Source organism: Sphingomonas sp. GlSt437 (genome assembly GCF_048015635.2).
In the GTDB taxonomy this organism is placed as follows: domain Bacteria; phylum Pseudomonadota; class Alphaproteobacteria; order Sphingomonadales; family Sphingomonadaceae; genus Sphingomonas.
This window is the reverse complement of record NZ_JBPGYA010000001.1, coordinates 343,670-360,590: the sequence shown is the minus strand read 5'-3', so window position 1 is coordinate 360,590 and position 16,921 is coordinate 343,670. Positions and strand designations below refer to the sequence as shown.

Here is a 16,921-nt window from a genome sequence, read left to right as displayed (position 1 = left end):
GTGCTACTCCACCCGCACCACGCGCACACCGCTGGCGCGCAGATGCTCGATCACTGATCCCGTGCCGATAAAATGGCCGATTCCTGCGGCGAACAGGTAGGTGCCCGGCCGGCGCAGGCGGCGCTTCAGCTCAGTCGCCCAGGCGCGGTTGCGGTCGATCATCAGCGGCTTGGCGAAGGCCGGCGTCGCCCGAATCGCGTTGAGCTCGCGGGCCAGCGCCGAATCGGGCGTCACGTCGCCGCGTGCCCAGGCGTCGAGCGGGGCGTGGCGCTGCGCCGCGGTGCGATCGGGAGCGTCGAGCGCGGCATCCAGCAGGCGGCGCTGCTCGGCCTCGGGCACGGCGTCGACCGCGCGCAGCACGTCGCGGGTACGGTCGATGCCGATCACCGGCTTCTTCGCGGCGCGGAACTGCTCGGTCAGCCAGTCATCCGCGCCGGGGCCGGGCACGTCGCCGGCGCGCACGTCGCGGGTGTAACCGATCGCGACCGCCGCGACCCAGGTGGGCAAGCCGTCGAGCAAGGTCGCAGCATCGGGCGGCAAGCCGGCGACGAAGTGGCGCAGCGCCGCGCGGTGATCGGGCGACACGCGCTCGGCAAGCGGCGGCAGCGCATGGCCGACCGGCGCCTGATCGATCAGCCGCGCGGCATCGTCATCATCGCCCGCCGATTCGACGATCAGCCCGCGCGAGCGCCGCGCGATCGCTTCGAGCAGCGGCGTTCGCCACTGGAAGCCCGGCGGCAGCACATGGATGGTGCCGAACAGATAGATCGCCGCGCGCCGGTTGCCGATCCGCCAGATCGCCGGGCGCGGGCGATAGCTCTGCCGCGCGCCGCCCACCGCCATATCCTCGGCAAGCTCCCGGGCACGCGCGGCGCGGGCATTGGCGAGCGCGGTGTCGCGCGGCGCGATCCTGAGATCGGGCGCGAAGCTGGGATAAGGCAAATGCGGCCCGCGATCCGCCGTCGCCGCGTTCGTCGCCAGGAGCAACGCCGCCGCGATCAGCCGGCCGACCGTCTTGGCGCCCGATCGCGCGGAGGGGGTCGGCGGCGTGCGCATGGCCTGCGCCTTAGGTGCGGCGGCTCGTCGCTCCGGTCAATCCTTTCATCGCAATCGCGGGGCCAGCAAGTGCCAATACGAAGCATTGACCCCTTGGGCCGCATCGGTCAAAGCGCGGCGCAGTTCGTTTTGCAGGTGCGAAGGCCACCGGTTTGACTGCCCAACCACTCAGCTTCCAGCGCATGATCCTGACGCTCCACGATTATTGGAGCGCGCGCGGCTGCCTGATCCTCCAGCCTTATGACATGGAAATGGGCGCGGGCACTTTCCACACCGCGACCACGCTGCGCGCGCTGGGGCCGGACCCGTGGAACGCCGCCTTCGTCCAGCCCTGCCGCCGGCCCACCGATGGCCGCTATGGCGAGAACCCGAACCGGCTGCAGCATTATTACCAATATCAGGTCATCCTGAAGCCCAGCCCGCCTGACCTGCAGGAGCTGTATCTGGGCAGCCTCGCCGCGATCGGCATCGATTTCACGGCCCATGACATCCGCTTCGTCGAGGACGATTGGGAAAGCCCGACGCTCGGCGCGTGGGGGCTGGGCTGGGAAGTGTGGTGCGACGGGATGGAAGTGACCCAGTTCACCTATTTCCAGCAAATGGGCGGCTTCGACTGCAAGCCGGTCGCGGGCGAGCTCACTTATGGGCTGGAACGCCTCGCCACGTACATCCAGAACAAGGACAGCGTGTACGATCTCGCGTTCAACGACGCGCAGGGCAACACGCCGCAAATGACCTATGGCGACGTCTTTCTCGAAAACGAGCGCGAGATGAGCGCGTGGAATTTCGAAGTCGCCGACACAGAGTCGCTCTTCGACCAGTTCCGCAAGCATGCCGCCGAATGCGAAAACAGCCTCGCCGCCAACCTGCCGATCCCGGCTTATGAGCAGGCGATCAAGGCGAGCCACGTCTTCAACCTGCTGCAAGCGCGCGGCGTGATCTCGGTCGCCGAGCGCCAGGCCTATATCGGCCGGGTGCGTGACTTGGCGAAAGGCGCGTGCGCGGCGTGGATGGCGAAGAACGGGTGGAGCGCGTGATGAGGCGCGTTTCCGCTCGCTCGCTGCCTTCCCCGGAGAAAGCCGGGGGCCAGTTGCGTGCGGTCCAATGCTGGGCCCCGGCCTTCGCCGGGGAAGGCCGGTGAGATGACCGACTTCCTCCTCGAACTCCGCTCGGAAGAAATCCCCGCGCGCATGCAGTCGAAGGCACGCGAGGACCTAGCGCGGCTGTTCGCGGCCGAGCTGGACAAGGCCGGGCTCAAGGCGGGCGAGCTAGTCACTCATGCCACGCCGCGCCGGCTGGCGCTCATCGCGCGCGATTTGCCCAATGAAACCGCAGCGGCGTCGGAAGAAATCAAGGGCCCCCGCGCCAACGCCCCCGAACAGGCGCTGGAGGGCTTCCTCCGCAAGACCGGCCTGACGCGCGATCAACTCGTCGAGCGCGACGGCGTGCTCTTCGCGGTGATCGACAAGCCCGGCCGCGCGACGGTGGACGTGCTCGCCGAGGCGATCCCCGCGATCATCCGCGCGTTCCCCTGGCCCAAATCGATGCGCTGGGGCGAGGCGTCGCTCTCGACCGAAAGCCTGCGCTGGGTGCGGCCGCTCCAGGGCATCGTCACGCTGTTCGGCGGCGAGGTGGTGCCGTGCGAAGTCGCCGGCATCACTAGTGGCCGGGCCACCATCGGCCATCGCTTCATGTCCTCGGGCGTAATCGCGATCGAGAGCCCCGCGACTTATGCCGAGCAACTCCGCGCCGCGCACGTCATTGTCGATCAGGACGAGCGCGCCGCTCTCATCCGCACCCGCGCAGCCGAACTCGCCGCCGAGGCTGGCCTCGCGCTGATCGAGGACGAGGGGCTGGTCGCCGAGAATGCCGGCCTCACCGAATGGCCGGTGCCGCTGCTCGGCCGCTTCGACGACGCGTTCCTCAGCGTGCCGCCCGAGGTGATCCAGCTGACCGCGCGGGTGAACCAGAAATATTTCGTGTGTAGCGACAGCGCGGGCAAACTTGCCGGGCCCCATCAAAGTAATACTTTGATGGGATCCCTTGCCAACGCCTTCATCTGCGTCGCCAATATCGCGGCGGCGGATGGCGGCGCGAAGATCGTCGAGGGCAACCGCAAAGTGCTCGCCGCGCGGCTAAGCGACGCGCGTTTCTTCTTTGAAACCGACCTCAAGGTGCCGCTGGAGGCGCAGGCGAAGAAGCTCGACCGGATCGTCTTCCACGAGAAATTGGGGACGGTAGCGGACAAGGTCGAGCGCGTCGCCAAGCTGGCGCGCTGGCTGGTGGAGTCCGATATCGTCATCCCAGCGCAAGCTGGGATCGCTGGCGATCACGCGGAGCATAGGCTGCAAACGACCCCAGCTTTCGCTGGGGTGACGAAAGAGGAACTCGCCGCCCTCGCCGAACGCGCCGCCCGCCTTTGCAAAGCCGATCTCGTCACCGGCATGGTCGGCGAATTCCCCGAGCTGCAGGGCGTGATGGGCGGCTATTGCGCGCTCGCGCAAGGCGAAGACCAACGCGTCGCCGCCGCGATCCGCGATCACTACAAGCCGGTGGGCGCAGGCGATGACGTGCCGACCGAGCCGGTGACGGTGGCGGTTAGCCTGGCGGATAAGCTGGATACGTTGGTTGGGTTCTTTTTAATTGATGAGCGTCCCACAGGATCAAAGGACCCGTTTGCTCTGCGTCGGGCGATGCTTGGATTGATCCGGACCGTAGTCGAAAACAGAATGCGCGTAGGACTTACATCCCCTTTCCAGACGGCGATGGTTTTGCAAATTCAAAATATTGCTTGGCAGCAAGTCATTCCATTTGAGGAAGACTTTTGGGCAATCCAATCCCGACGATTTGCCGAGACACTGAGACCGTCCTTAGCCAACGCAGCGCTTGAGGCCAAAGACGAGAAACAGCGGGATCTAATCGAGCGGGGGATAGACAACGCTAGGTTACTGAATCAATTCCTCGCCGACCGCCTCAAAGTCCAGCAGCGCGAAGCGGGCGTTCGCCACGACCTGATCGATGCGGTGTTCGCGCTGGGCGGCGAGGATGATCTTGTCCGCCTGCTCGCTCGCGTCCGCGCCCTCCAATCCTTCATCACCACCGAGGATGGGGCGAACCTGCTCGCCGGGTACAAGCGCGCGGCGAATATCCTGAAGAAGGAGGGCGCCGCCCCCCTCCCTGGAAGGGAGGGGCTGGGGGTGGGTCGACCCACGCGCGGCGCTGCCCAGCTTCTACCCACCCCCGACCCCTCCCTTCCAGGGAGGGGAGTGGAAGCCCTGTCCTACACCCCCGAAATCGCCGAAGCTGATCTCATCGCCGCGCTCGACGCCGCCGCGCCTGCTGCGGCCGACGCCATCGCGCGCGAGGATTTCGAAGGGGCGATGGCGGCGCTCGCCACGCTGCGCGCGCCCATCGATGCGTTCTTTGACACGGTGACGGTGAACGACAGCGATCCCGCCAAGCGCGCGGCGCGGCTCGCACTGCTGGCGCGGGTGCGCGACGCGGTGCATGCCGTGGCCGACTTCTCGAAAATCGAAGGATGAGCGGGGCCCATGGTCACTGCGAACATTCGCGAACATTCGCCGATTTCTCTTGGCGGATAAGCTACTTAGCGAAGGCGGGCGAACCAGCATGACAAAGTACGTGTATCGCTTCGGCGGCGGCGTGTCGGATGGCGGCAAGGGCGACAAGAACCTCCTCGGCGGCAAGGGCGCGAACCTTGACGGCATGGCGTCGATCGGCCTGCCGGTGCCGCCCGGCTTCACGATCTCGACCGAGATGTGCACGCGCTATTATGAAGACGGCGAGGTCTTCCCGGACTCGCTGCGTGCCGAAGTCGCCGAGGGGCTGACGCATATCGAGCGCGTGACCGGCAAGGCGTTCGGCGATGCCGCCAATCCGCTGCTCGTCTCGGTCCGCTCGGGCGCGCGGGTGTCGATGCCGGGGATGATGGACACCGTCCTCAACCTCGGCCTCAACGATGCGACAGTGGAAGGGTTGGCGGCGACCAGCGGCGACGCGCGCTTTGCGTGGGACAGCTATAGGCGCTTCATCCAGATGTATTCGGACGTGGTGCTCGAGCTCGACCATGGCGCGTTCGAGGAAGCGCTGGAAATCGCCAAGGAAGACCAGGGCTATTTCCTCGATACCGAGATGACCGCTGCCGACTGGCAGGCGCTGGTGGCCGAATACAAGGCGCTGGTCCAGAAATTATGGGGCAAGCCCTTTCCGCAGGATGTCCATGACCAATTGTGGGGGGCGGTTGGCGCGGTGTTCGGATCGTGGCAGTCGGAGCGCGCGAAGGTCTATCGCCGGCTGAACGGCATCCCCGGCGATTGGGGCACCGCGGTCAACGTGCAGGCCATGGTGTTCGGCAATATGGGCGACACCTCGGCCACGGGCGTGGCGTTCACCCGCGATCCGTCCAAGGGTGACCGCGCTTATTATGGCGAGTTCCTGATCAACGCGCAGGGCGAGGACGTCGTCGCCGGCATCCGCACGCCGCAGTACCTGACCAAGGCGGCGCGCGAGGCGGCGGGGGCCAAGCCGCTCAGCATGGAAGAGGCGATGCCGGAAACCTATGCCGAGCTCGCCCGCGTGTTCGACCTGCTCGAAACGCATTATCGCGACATGCAGGACATCGAATTCACCGTCGAGCGCGGCAAATTGTGGATGCTGCAGACGCGCTCGGGTAAGCGCACAGCCTCCGCCGCGCTCAAGATCGCGGTCGACATGGCCAATGAAGGGCTGATCACCCGGGAAGAAGCGGTCGCGCGGGTCGATGCGCAGGCGCTCGATCAGCTGCTCCACCCGACGCTCGACCCCAAAGCGCCGCGCGATGTGCTGACTCGCGGTCTGCCGGCGAGCCCCGGTGCCGCCTCGGGCATTGTCGTGCTCGACAGCGAAAGCGCGGAACGGCGCGCCGAGCTGGGCGAAGCGGTGATCCTGGTCCGCGTCGAAACCTCGCCCGAGGACATTCACGGCATGCACGCGGCCAAGGGCATCCTCACCGCGCGCGGCGGCATGACCAGCCACGCGGCGGTGGTGGCGCGCGGCATGGGCCGGCCTTGCGTGTCGGGCGCGGGCACCATCTCGATCGACCTGAAGGCGCGGGTGATGCGCGTGACCGACGCTGGCGGCGTCCGCGAAGTGAAGGAAGGCGACACCATCACCATCGACGGCGCGACCGGCGAAGTGATGCTGGGCGCGGTGCCGACCGTGCAGCCCGAGCTTGCCGGCGATTTCGGCGTGCTGATGGGCTGGGCGGACGAAGTGCGGCGGATGAAGGTCCGCGCTAACGCTGAAACCCCGCTCGATTGCCGCACCGCGCGCGAATTCGGCGCGGAAGGCGTGGGGCTGTGCCGCACCGAGCATATGTTCTTCGATGCCGCCCGCATCACCGCCGTCCGCCAGATGATCCTGGCCGACAACGAAGCGGGCCGGCGCGCCGCGCTCGACAAACTGTTACCCGAACAACGCCGCGATTTTATCGAAATTTTCGACGTGATGGCGGGGCTGCCGGTGACGATCCGCCTGCTCGATCCGCCGCTCCATGAATTCCTGCCGCATGAGGAAACCGAGTTCGCCGATGTCGCGGATGCGGCCGGCGTCGGCATTGAGGCGCTCAAGCGGCGCGCGGCCGAGTTGCACGAGTTCAACCCGATGCTCGGCCATCGCGGTTGCCGGCTCGGCGTGACCTATCCCGAAATTTACGAAATGCAGGCACGCGCGATTTTCGAAGCGGCGATCGAGGTCGGCAAGCGCACTGGTGCCGCACCGATCCCCGAAGTGATGATTCCGCTCGTCGCCACGCGGCGCGAGTTGGAGCTAATGAAGGACGTCGTTGATCGCGCGGCGAAGGCGGTGTTCGCGGAAGCTGGCGCGACGGTCGACTATCTCGTCGGCACGATGATCGAGCTGCCGCGCGCCGCGTTGATGGCCGACAGGATCGCCGAGGTTGGCGCGTTCTTCTCGTTCGGTACCAACGACTTGACGCAGACTGCACTTGGCGTCAGCCGCGATGACGCCGCGCGCTTCCTGACCGCTTATGTCGACAAGGGGATCTACGAGCGCGATCCGTTCGTCAGCCTCGACATCGAAGGCGTCGGCCAGCTGATCGAGCTCGCCGCCGAGCGTGGGCGCAAGACGCGCCCCGACATCAAGCTCGGCATTTGCGGCGAGCATGGCGGCGATCCGGCGAGCATTGCGTTCTGCGAGAAGGTGGGCCTCGATTATGTCTCGGCCTCGCCCTATCGCGTGCCGATCGCGCGGCTAGCAGCGGCGCAGGCGGCGCTCAAGGCGCGCGGCTGATGCTGCTCGCGGCGGCACTGGCGGCGGCGCAGGTTGCTCCTGTGCCGCCCGACGCGCTGGCGCATGCGCAAGCCGAGGCGCTGATCGCCGGGCTCGACGAGCAGCTGCTGGCCACGCGCAGCGCCACGGCAACGCTGGGGGAATGGTGCGCGGCGCATAAGCTGGCGGCGGACCCGACGATCGTCGCGGTTGCCGATCACGGCCCGCCGGTCGCACCGACGCCAGAGCAGCGCGCGCATCTCGGCATCGGCGCCGACGAGGCTGTATCCTACCGTCGCGTCCGGCTGATGTGCGGCGGCCATGTGCTGTCGGTGGCGGAGAACTGGTTCGTCCCCGCCCGGCTCGACCCGGCAATGGTGACGGCGCTCGGGAGCACCGATACGCCGTTCGGCCGCGTGATCGCGTCGCTCAAACCCTCGCGGCAGACGCTCTCGGCCGAGCGGCTGTGGCATCCGGTACCGGCCGGCTGGGAACAGCGGTCAGCAAGCCCGGTCGCGCGCCGTTGCGAGGCCGTACCCGCCGAATTGCTCCGTCACCGCGCGCTGGTGCTCGACGGCAAAGGCCGCCCGCTTGCCGAGGTTGTCGAGACCTATCAGCGCGATATGCTCGCTTTCCCGACGCCCTGGGCGCGCCGCGCGGCGCTGCGTTGCGCAACCGGCCGGCGTTGATCTAAACTGGCGCGCATGCGGGGGCTGGTTCGCTATCTGATCGCGATCGTCATCGGCGGGCTGATTGGCACCGGCGGCGCCGTGCTCGCGGTGCGCGCCGGCGGCTTCGGCACGCAGGAGCGGATCGGTCCGTGGACGACGGGCAAGGATTTCGGCACCACTCAAGCCAGTGCCTATACCCGCGCGGTCGTGGCGCTCTACGGCCTGCTCGCGCTGCCGGCGAGCGAGGCGCGCTACTACACCGCCGATAGCGACGATGCCGGCAGCCGCTCGATGCCAAATGCCGCTATCGCGTCACCGGCGGCGCGCTGCCGGCGGCGTGGTGGAGCCTGACCGTCTATGATCGCGCCGGCTATCTGATCGCCAACCCGGCGAACGTCTATTCGGTCGGCAGCATCGCGTTGCCGCCCGCCGAACCGGCGCATTGGCAAGTGGTGGTCGCACCGACTGCGCAACCTGGCCACTGGCTGCCGAGCGGCGGCGAGGGTAACATCGCGCTCACCTTGCGCACCTATCTTCCCGCCGAGAGCGGCAAGGTCAGCCTGACGCGCGCGCAAGTGCCGAGCATCGTCAAGGAGGGCTGCTGATGGCCTCGCGCTGGCTGGGGCCGGGGATCGCCGGTGTGGTGGTCGCGGCGGTCGCGTGGCACGTCACGATGCTGGCGGTGCCGCGCGCGCTGATGCACCTCGCTGAGTATCGCATTGCCAGCGTTGCCGGCATCAATCGGATGATGCACGGCCCGATCGTCACCGCGCAATCGCGCGCCATCGTCCGGCCGAGCCCCGATCTGCTCTATTCGACCTGCGTCTACAATGTGTCCCAGCACCCGGTGCTCGTCGATGTCCAGCCGGTCGCGGCACCTTACTGGTCGCTGTCGGTGTTCGATCGCAAGACCGACGTCGCGTTCGTGCGCAACAACCGCCAATCGGGCGGCGCGGCAATCCGAGTGGCGATCCTGCACGTCGGCCAGGTGGCGCACGCCGGCTACACGCCGGTCACGGTAGTGGGGTCAAGCGGCGTCGCGCTGGTCCGCATCCTGATCGATCGCACCAAGCCGACCGACGCGATCGACGCCGCGCGCCGGCACTCGACCTGCCGCGCGGCTTAGCGCTAGCGATCAGGCGTCGACCAGCGCGTAACGCTCGTTGAACTCGGCTTCGTTGCCGGCGCGGAGCAGCGCGGCTTGCGACCGCCATTGCTCGCGCGCGATGAAGCCGGCGGGCACGCCCAGCCGTTCCTCGAGCGCGATTTCGTCTTCGGCGCTCAGCTTCTCGATCTCTTCGAAGCGCGTGACGCCCAGCGCGCCGAGCTTGTGCGAGAGGTTCTCGTCAAGGCCACGCAGTCGCGTGAGGTTGTCGGCAGCGTGCGCCTCGGCGACGGGAGCAGCGGCCTCGGTTGCCTCATGGGTTGCCACAGCCTCGTCATGGGCAGCAGCCGGCGCGTGAGCCTCATGCGCTGCTGCTTCATGCGCTGCTGCGTCGGTGGGCGCTGTCGCGGCGATTTGCGACATGTCGGGCACCGGCGCGGCCCAGGCGGGCATCGCGACAGCGGGTTCGGGCGCCGGAGCAGGTTCGGGCACAGCAGCCGGCGCTTCCACGACCGCAACGGGCGCCGCTGGGGCCTCGACATGCTCGGGTGCTGGCGCCGGCGCTGGAGCTGTTTCGACGACGGGCGCCGCCGCCTTGGCAGTCTTCGCCGCGGCCAGCTCGCTTTCCAGCTCGGCAATGCGCGCCTTCTGGGTGCGAAACATGTCGTCCGCCTGGGTGCGATAGGTGGCGTAGAACTCGCTTTCCTGCGCATAGCGCTTGCGCCATTTGCGGCCCGAGCCGCGCAGAGCGAAGCCGAGGAGCAGGCCGAGCACGGCTGCACCGCCGGCGGTTTCCCACGCCAGCTGCGGCTGGCTCAGCACCTGATGAACGATCGGCTGGTCGGTTACGCTACGCACATAGGGAGCAAGGCTCGAAAAATCGGGCAAGCTTGGCATCGCGGCGCCTTTTCCTGGAAGGAGTCGTTACGCCTCGTATTGTGCCGTTTTAAGCCCCGTCGATCAAGCGCCGTCTGGCCCTAAATGCCGTGCTTGAAGGCGTCCGAGATCGAGCACGCCGCCGGGCCGAGAATGACGACGAACAGCGTCGGCAGAATGAACAGGATCAGCGGCACGGTCATGATCGCGGGCAGGCGCGCGGCCTTCTCCTCGGCGCGCATCATGCGCTCGTTGCGGAATTCGGCGGAGAGCACGCGCAGCGCGGAAGCCAGTGGCGTGCCGTATTTTTCGGTCTGTACCATGGTGGTGACGACGCCTTTGACCGCTTCCAGATTGACGCGCATCGCCAGATTCTCGAACGCTTGGCGCCGATCGGTCAGGAAGCCGAGTTCGATCGAGGTGAGGCTGAACTCGTCGCCCAATTCAGGGTAAGCGCGACCGAGCTCCTTGGCGACGCGCGCGAAAGCGGCGTCCACGGTGAGTCCCGCTTCGGCACAGATGACGAGCAAGTCGAGCGCGTCGGGCAAGCCCTTGCGGATCGCGTCCGATCGCTTGGAAATCTTGTTCGACAGATAAATGTCGGGCGCCTTGTACGCGACGATGAAGCTCACCGCGACGACGCCATAGGCCTTGATCGGCGACCAGTCAGCGAAGGCGTTGGTGCCATAGACGAGATAGACCATGAATCCGCCGAACACGATCGGCGCCACCATCCGCGCGAAAATGACCGCAACCGCATATTCCTTCGAGCGGATGCCGGCCTGCATCATCTTGATCTGGATTTGCTTGACCTGGCTGTCCTGCAGCACCTTCAGCGACTGCAGCACGTTGCGGATGCGGTCGGTCGTCTGGTTCTGCTTGACGAGCTTGGCGCGGCGCTTGGTCGATGCGGTGATGCCCGCCTTCAGCTGCTCGCGACGGTCGTTGAGCGCTTTGACGCGCTTCGCCATCGGATCGCGGACCGTGGTCGCGGCGTAGAGCGCGACGAGGACCATGAACGCGGCAAGGCCGGCCAGCACCGTCGCGACGCTGATCACGTCGACGCCGAGCAGGGTAGGACCGGCATGAGTGGTGGGCACGGCGTCGGTTCCCTAGATCTCGAAGTTGATCATCTTGGCCATGATGAAGGCGCCAATCGCCATCCACAGCATGCCACCGCCGCCAGCGACCATCAGCCGCTGATCCTCGAAGAACTTCTGCATATAGCTGCCGTTCACGAACCAGATCAGCACGAACACGATGAATGGCAGCGAGCCGATGATGTAAGCCGATGCCTTCGATTCCGACGACATCGCCTTGATCTTGAGCTTCATCTGGCCGCGCTGGCGCAGTACGGTGGCGAGGTTCGACAGCGTTTCCGCCAGGTTGCCGCCGGTTTCGCGCTGGATCGCGATCGAGATGACGAAGAACTGGAATTCGGGCGTGCCGAGCCGGTCAGCGGTTTCCTGCAGCGCCAGGTCCATCGACTTGCCGATCTTCATCTTGTCGGTGATCGCGCGGAACTCGACGCCGACCGGGCCGTCAATCTCGGCGCCGACAACGGCCATTGTCTCGGTGATCGGCAGACCCGAGCGCAGGCCGCGGACGAGCAGCTCGATCCCATCGGGGAACTTGGCGTTGAACTTGGCGACGCGACGCTGAATCAGCTTGCCGATGAACCAGTGCGGCAAGCCCGCACCCATCAGCAGGCCGACGAACAGCGCGAGCAGCAGCGGTGCGCCGCGCAGCCATAGCAGCATCGCCGGCACCAGGATCAAGCCGCCCGACACCATGCCGTACTGGCCGACCGTCCAGGTACGGCCCGTCATCGCGAGGCGCTTCTTGAGGAGCGCGGGGTTGGGCAGGAAGCGCATCACCGCTTCGTCCATCCGCGTATTGCGGCCAGCCGAGATGCGGCGCGCGATCTGTGCTTCCACGACCGCCGCAGTCGCTCCATGGCGACCACGCACCGCCGTGAGGCGACGGTTCATCACGCGCTGCGGTGAGGGCCCGCTAAAGGCAAACGCCAGCATGCCGATAACGATGATCGCGGCGGCGGCCATGATGAGCATCGGCATTGAAAGCATGTGCCTGGGTGTCCCCGGTTACGCGTCGGTCAAACTGGCGGGCCGCCCGCTTGCGCGGGCTGGACCGGTTACTTCTTCTTGCCGCCCTTCGGCATGATCGATTTGAGGTCGGCGAACTTGCCGAGCAGCGACTGGCCGGCGCTCTTGGCCTTGCCGCCCTTGGGCTCGGCCGTGCCGCCGGCGGCGCCATCGAGCGCGTCGATCAACTGTTCGGTCAGCTGGTAAAGCGGTTGAGCGGTCTTGCTGCCTTTGCCAGCCTCCGCGATCGACTTGCCGAGCTTGGCCGCTTGGGCGGCCAGCTTTTGATCGAACGGCACGACGAAATCGACTTTGCGTTCGATCGAGCTTTCAAAATCCTTGCGTGAAATTTCGAGCTGCGGGCTGTTGTGCACGCGGTTGGCGAGGATCACGATCTGCGACTGGGCCGCATTGGTCTTCATCCACGACAGCAGGCGGATCGTGTCGCGCGCCGACGCCAAGGTCAGCTCGGTGACGATCACCGTGGCGTTGATATCGCTCATCAAGTGCGGATATTGCACCAGCATCAGCCGCGGCAGATCGGTAATCGTGCACTCGAACGCCGCGCGCATTTCGTCCTGGAGCTGATAGAAGGCAGAACCGTCGCTCAGCACCGGTGCGTTGATGGGCGCTTCGGCCGAGAGAATGGCGAGATTGTCGTTCGCCTTCACCATCGCGCGTTCGATGAACAAGCCGTCGATACGGCTCGGATTCTCGATCGCGTCGGTCAGGCCACGGCCGGGTTCCAGATCGAGCGCGAGGGCGCCCGTGCCGAAATGCACATCGAGATCGAGCAAGGCAGTGGTGCGGTTGATCTTGCTGCTGGTCAGCCAGGCAAGCGACGTCGCGATGCTTGACGCGCCGACGCCGCCGCGCGTGCCGATCACCGCGATCGAGCTGTGCGGCCGTTCCGGCGCGCTATCGCCCGCCTTGGGCGCACTCAGGATCGCCATCGCATTGGCGAAGCTGTCGCGCAGCTGATCGGGCGAGAGCGGCTTGAGCAGATAATCCTGAATGCCACTCGCCACCAGATCGCGGTACAAGCGCACATCGTTGACCATGCCGCTGGCGATGACCAGCGTGCCGGGCTCGCAAACCTCGGCGAGCGCGTTGATGTCATTGAGCGGATCGCCCGACTCGGACAAGTCGACGAACAGGATATTGGGGCTCGCGCTGACGGACAGCGTCTGCACCGCGTTGCGCAGGCCGCCCTTGTTGACCCGTTCGGGCTCCCAGCCCATTTCAACCGCGATCGGCCGCAGAATTTCCGCCGTCGCCTCGTCGCTGACGAAAGCGATGAAGGGATCACGCAGACCCGCGCGCATGGTCCAGGGAGCGTTCATTACTTGGTTGTCCCTTCCGACTTCAACCCGGCCGCGCCCGTATTGGGCGCCTTGCGCAGCGTTTCGATCGCCTTGGTCGCGATGCGCGTGTCCACCGTATGGGCGCCAGGCTGGCCGCGGACGAGATCGTCCGGGTTGGCGACCATCGCCGCCAGCGAGCCGTTCACGCCGCAACCGAAGTTGGACGAGGTGTGGCTTTCAAAATTGGGCTTGTTGTCGCGGCTGAAATCGGGGCAGCCAGGAACGCTGGCGCTCGAGCGGATAACGACTACGCGGACCGATCCGGGGGCAATTTCGCCCTGGGTGATCGGCGCCGCTTCATCGAGGAACATGCCGTAATCGCCCAGCACGCCGGCGATTTGCGCGCGCGCGCCATGGCCGACGCCAGCCGGATCGTCGACTGCGACATGGTCGCCATAGCCAAGCCGCATGGAGGCGAGCCAGCCTTGCAGCCGCGCGTCTTCGCCAGCAGCGAGATAGCCGCCATTGGTGACGACATCGAAGGCGTAATTCTCGTGATGCACCACAGGCTGATGCGCCGGCTCGATGCCGCGATTATAGGTGCCGGTGCACGCTGCCACTGCCATCAGCGGCGCGGTGAGGATCAGCTTTGCGTAGCGATAGTCCATCTCGTTCGTCCTTCGCGTACAATCAGTTGAGGCTGAACCCGGGCGCGGCGCCCGACGGCTTGGTCTTGTCGGCGCGCGGGCTGTTGGGCGGTGGCGCCTTTGGGTCGATTGCGTCCGGCCTCTGGCGCGGATCGTTGGCGGGCGCGGCCGGCGCGGGGGCGCCATTGCCGACGCCAGGGGCGGCACCAGAGCCCGTATCCATCGACGGCTTCGGACGATCGCCGCCCGACTTGCCGCCGCCGAGATTGCCCAGGAACACGCGGCCAAGGTCGGTCGGCGCTTCATAGCCGTCCGTCGGCAGCTTGATCTCGTTGGCGTTGACCGGCTTCACCAGATAGGGCGTGATGACGATCACGAGTTCGGTCTCGCCACGCTGCCAGCTGTTCGAGCGGAACAGCGCGCCCAGCACCGGCACATCGCCGAGACCGGGTGTCTGGTCGATCGAGTTATTGTGGTTGTTCTGGATGAGGCCGGCAATCATCAGGCTCTGGCCCGACCCCAGCTCGACGGTCGTTTCCGCGCGCCGCGTGGTAAGCGCCGGGATGGTCGTGCCGTTCAGCTGCACCGCACCTGCCGAAGTCAGTTCAGAGACTTCGGGGCGCACGCGCAGCGAGATGCGGCCGTCGGCAAGCACTGTCGGCGTGTAAGCGAGGCTGATGCCATAGTCCTTATATTCGACCGATACGGCGCCGAGGCCCTGGCTGACCGGGATCGGGATCTGGCCGCCGGCAAGGAACGTGCCCGTCTCGCCCGAAATCGCGGTCAAGTTGGGGTTGGCGAGCGTCGTCACCTGGCCGTTGCGCTCGCCGAGATCGAGCGAGGTCAGCAAGTCGGCGCCGAACAGATGCCCGGCAATGCCGATTGCCGTGCCAATGCCCTGGCCGGCGGGGAAGCCATAGCTGGTCGCCCCGGGCAACAGCCCCGAGGCTACATAGGGGACGGGATTACCCTGCGCATCGACCGGCGTGCCATTGGGCGTGAAGTGATCGATCGGCGCGCCGGGCTGGGTCGAGATGGTGCCCTGGCGGCCTTGGGTGATGTTGAACAGCGGCTTGCCGGCAGGCGCGACGCCGCGGTTCTGCAGGTTCACGCCGATATTTTTCACGAAATTGCGGCTGACTTCGGCAAACTTGACTTGCAGGTTCACCTGCAGCGGCGTTGCCGCGTGCAGCCGGTTGACCACCGCGATCTTCAACGCTGCCGATGGATTCGACGTGTCGATCCCGGGATTGAGCAGGGACGTGACCAGCCGCTCGGCCTGCGCGCTGTCCTCGGGCGAGGCGACGATGCCGTTGAGCACGGCGATCTGCCCCACGGTGGTTATTTTGATGTCGGCGTCAGGCATCGCCACTTTCATCATGCGGTCGATCGAGGTGATGTTCTGGCTGACGCGAACGTTGGTCGCGTAGACGACTTCGCCGCTCGCGCTGGTGGCAAACACCGTCGCCTCGCCGAATTCCTTGCCGAACAAGTGAATCTGGTGCGGGTTGCTGATATAGACGTCGGCCGCGCCCGGGTTGGATACCCACACATCGGTCGCAGCCGCCGGCAGCGTTATGAGCTCGCCCTGGCCAATCGACAACAGAACCTCGCTGGTCGGGCGCTGGGCGCCCGCCGGCAGCGATGCGACCCGTGCGGCATGGCCGCCCGCGCGCAGCGCCGGTCGCACGACCCGGCTGGCACCGCCTGCATAGGCAGGGCCGATTGGCCCGGCGGTAAGCGCGACGGCGACCGTCGCCCCCACCGACCGGTGCAAGAAGCTCTTGATGCTCATCTTAGTTCTTCCCCCCAACCGGAACGACCGTCACGTTGTTGCCCCGCGCAACGCGCACGACCGGGCCAACGACCGTTCCCCCAATGCTGCCGCCTGCAGGCGCGCTACCGCCGCCAAGAACCTGTGGCGCGACCGTTTCCGCCGGCTTGCCGGGCACCGTGGTGCGCTGGAACCGCGATACCTCGCCGCCGGTCACGAAGGTCGATTTGCCCGACATCGGCATGGCGGCCACCTTGGCCATCATCTTCTTGTCGGCATCGGGATCGTTGCTGTCGGGCACCTTGACGTCACCCGAGGCAATCGCTTCCTCAAGATCATGGCTGGTATCGGCGATCGAGCGCAGCGCGAGCGAAAGCGTGCCGAGCTGCTGGACGACCGCCAGCTTCTCGGCGAGCTGCGGCGTCGCTTCCACCGTCACGTTCGAGAAAGTGCGAACGACGGTCTTGCCGTTTTCGTCGACATTGTCGGTGCGCTGGTCGGTCGCGAGGACGCGCAGGTTGCGCAGCACCGTTTCCGAAACCTTGAGCGGCGGACCATCGCCGCCACCGGGGACCGACTGGGTTAGTACGAGATCGACCCGGTCACCCGGGAAAACGAAGCCCGCCACCGCGCTCGCACCCGAAATCGGCACGGTGACGGCGCGCATACCCGGCCCGAGCGCGGCCGCGAGGAAGCCGCGGTCACCCGGATGGACGAGCGCGCCCTGCGTGATCGGCTGGCCCGCCGTGATCGCGGTGCGCACGACGGTGCCTTGCAGCGACTTCATATCGGTGTTCTTGCGCAGGAAATATGCGTTCTCGACCAGGTCCTTCGGCCAAGGCTGAAAGCGCAGCGCCGTCGCGTCGAGAATGGTGCCGACCGGCAACGCCTTGGTCGCGACGAGGATTTCAGGCCCATCGACGGGCGGCGGTGCCACCACGGCGGCGCCGGCCTGCGGCGTGGCCGATCCGGCGACGAGGCTGCGCGCCATGAAAGCGGCCAGCGCTGCTATCAGCAGCGCGCCGACCAGAAGGACCATCTTCCTGCTATCCATGACGCTTCAGACCTTTCGGGCGCGACAAAAAAAACCTGTTC

The 16,921-nt window shown here is 66.4% G+C and carries 15 protein-coding genes; 7 read left to right on the top strand and 8 right to left on the bottom strand.

The genetic code is table 11. From position 1 onward, the window contains the following. Positions 1–3: 3 nt before the first annotated feature. Positions 4–1,056 carry a TraB/GumN family protein gene (locus ACLB0R_RS01910; RefSeq protein WP_416641647.1) on the bottom strand — a complete coding sequence of 351 codons (1,053 nt, stop codon included), beginning with the start codon at positions 1,054–1,056 and terminating at the stop codon, positions 4–6. Positions 1,057–1,238: 182 nt separating this feature from the next. Between ACLB0R_RS01910 and ACLB0R_RS01905 the strand changes: the two genes are divergently transcribed. The 7 genes from ACLB0R_RS01905 (at position 1,239) to ACLB0R_RS01875 (ending at position 9,141) form a co-directional block, all read left to right on the top strand. Continuing rightward, complete coding sequence (locus ACLB0R_RS01905) at positions 1,239–2,093, top strand: glycine--tRNA ligase subunit alpha (RefSeq protein WP_416643073.1); 855 nt, start codon at positions 1,239–1,241, stop codon at positions 2,091–2,093. 105 nt (positions 2,094–2,198) lie between these two features. Then, positions 2,199–4,598 (top strand): glycine--tRNA ligase subunit beta, encoded by a 2,400-nt coding sequence (gene glyS / locus ACLB0R_RS01900; RefSeq protein WP_416641645.1) that lies wholly within the window; start codon positions 2,199–2,201, stop codon positions 4,596–4,598. A gap of 88 nt (positions 4,599–4,686) precedes the next feature. Further along, positions 4,687–7,365 (top strand): pyruvate, phosphate dikinase, encoded by a 2,679-nt coding sequence (ppdK, locus tag ACLB0R_RS01895; RefSeq protein ID WP_416641643.1) that lies wholly within the window; start codon positions 4,687–4,689, stop codon positions 7,363–7,365. Further along, entirely contained in the window at positions 7,365–8,033 is a 669-nt protein-coding gene (locus ACLB0R_RS01890) for a hypothetical protein (protein ID WP_416641641.1), read from the top strand. The genes ppdK and ACLB0R_RS01890 overlap by 1 nt, the downstream gene beginning before the upstream one ends. A 15-nt stretch (positions 8,034–8,048) precedes the next feature. After that, positions 8,049–8,366 carry a hypothetical protein gene (locus ACLB0R_RS01885; RefSeq protein ID WP_416641640.1) on the top strand — a complete coding sequence of 106 codons (318 nt, stop codon included), beginning with the start codon at positions 8,049–8,051 and terminating at the stop codon, positions 8,364–8,366. Continuing rightward, entirely contained in the window at positions 8,342–8,620 is a 279-nt protein-coding gene (locus tag ACLB0R_RS01880; protein WP_416643072.1) for a DUF1214 domain-containing protein, read from the top strand. Before ACLB0R_RS01885 ends, ACLB0R_RS01880 begins: the two co-directional genes overlap by 25 nt. Then, complete coding sequence (locus ACLB0R_RS01875; protein ID WP_416641638.1) at positions 8,620–9,141, top strand: DUF1254 domain-containing protein; 522 nt, start codon at positions 8,620–8,622, stop codon at positions 9,139–9,141. The genes ACLB0R_RS01880 and ACLB0R_RS01875 overlap by 1 nt, the downstream gene beginning before the upstream one ends. A 9-nt stretch (positions 9,142–9,150) precedes the next feature. Here the strand turns inward: ACLB0R_RS01875 and ACLB0R_RS01870 are convergent, their stop codons facing one another. The 7 genes from ACLB0R_RS01870 to cpaB all read right to left on the bottom strand — a co-directional run bounded on the left by ACLB0R_RS01870 (position 9,151) and on the right by cpaB (position 16,880). Then, complete coding sequence (locus tag ACLB0R_RS01870; protein ID WP_416641637.1) at positions 9,151–10,017, bottom strand: hypothetical protein; 867 nt, start codon at positions 10,015–10,017, stop codon at positions 9,151–9,153. Between the two features lie 80 nt (positions 10,018–10,097). Beyond that, the gene (locus ACLB0R_RS01865; protein ID WP_416641635.1) at positions 10,098–11,096 is read right to left on the bottom strand and encodes a type II secretion system F family protein; all 999 of its coding nucleotides are present in this window, start codon (positions 11,094–11,096) and stop codon (positions 10,098–10,100) included. Between the two features lie 12 nt (positions 11,097–11,108). Further along, positions 11,109–12,083, bottom strand: a complete 975-nt coding sequence (locus tag ACLB0R_RS01860) for a type II secretion system F family protein (RefSeq protein WP_416641633.1) — start codon at positions 12,081–12,083, stop codon at positions 11,109–11,111. A 68-nt stretch (positions 12,084–12,151) separates the two neighbouring features. Next, a complete protein-coding gene (locus ACLB0R_RS01855; RefSeq protein ID WP_416641631.1) occupies positions 12,152–13,444 on the bottom strand; it encodes a pilus assembly protein CpaE in 1,293 nt (430 codons plus the stop codon). After that, complete coding sequence (locus tag ACLB0R_RS01850; RefSeq protein ID WP_416641630.1) at positions 13,444–14,073, bottom strand: CpaD family pilus assembly protein; 630 nt, start codon at positions 14,071–14,073, stop codon at positions 13,444–13,446. Before ACLB0R_RS01850 ends, ACLB0R_RS01855 begins: the two co-directional genes overlap by 1 nt. Positions 14,074–14,095: 22 nt before the next feature. Further along, positions 14,096–15,847 carry a type II and III secretion system protein family protein gene (locus ACLB0R_RS01845; RefSeq protein WP_416641629.1) on the bottom strand — a complete coding sequence of 584 codons (1,752 nt, stop codon included), beginning with the start codon at positions 15,845–15,847 and terminating at the stop codon, positions 14,096–14,098. A 1-nt stretch (position 15,848) separates the two neighbouring features. Continuing rightward, complete coding sequence (gene cpaB, locus ACLB0R_RS01840) at positions 15,849–16,880, bottom strand: Flp pilus assembly protein CpaB (protein ID WP_416641627.1); 1,032 nt, start codon at positions 16,878–16,880, stop codon at positions 15,849–15,851. Positions 16,881–16,921 lie beyond the last annotated feature (41 nt).